Origin of the sequence: Streptococcus sp. HMSC064H09 (genome assembly GCF_001812625.1) — a bacterium.
Lineage (GTDB): Bacteria > Bacillota > Bacilli > Lactobacillales > Streptococcaceae > Streptococcus.
Genome location: NZ_KV809605.1, coordinates 34,850 through 35,389 on the forward strand (window position 1 = coordinate 34,850; position 540 = coordinate 35,389).

At 40.0% G+C, this 540-nt stretch carries 1 protein-coding gene; it reads right to left on the minus strand.

Annotated features, from left to right (window positions below; genetic code table 11):
* On the minus strand, positions 1-395 hold a 395-nt coding region (locus HMPREF2867_RS08090; RefSeq protein ID WP_176744109.1), incomplete at its 3' end, for a KxYKxGKxW signal peptide domain-containing protein.
* Between the last annotated feature and the right edge of the window lie 145 nt (positions 396-540).

Sequence of the window (540 nt, forward strand, 5' to 3'; positions counted from 1 at the left end):
GCACTTACCTCAGAATGTGTAGTTTCAGAATTAGATGCTTCCGAACTAGCTGTACTTGTGACTTCAGAGCTTGGTTTTTCAGAAATAGTTTCTGTTGAAGCCCCTTCAGAGGTGACCACTGGTGTTTCTGACACTGTGGCAGCTTCGCTTGAAGCGGTAGCTGCTGTATTTTCTGTAGGTTTAGCTGTGGCTTCATTACTTGCTGGAGCATCGACGTTAATAGCACCTTCTTTGATGATGGTTTCAACAGTTGCTTCATTAACGGGGGTAGGTTGTTCTTCAGCTGAAGCATAGCTGAGTCCTGCAAAACTCAAACCCAAAGCAAGTCCTGTCACTGCAATAGTTACCCAATGTTTTTTAACTTTGTGAAGTTTAAAATGTACTTTCTTTTCCATGATAATTCTCCTTTCATTTTAAACTGTCATTTTAAGAAGGAGTATTTATAACTTCATTAACTAATTGGTGTTCCGTTTCCATCCGCATCAAAGTGATAGGTTTGCCCTTTAATAGTAATGTCAATATTTGACAAACGGGCACCTG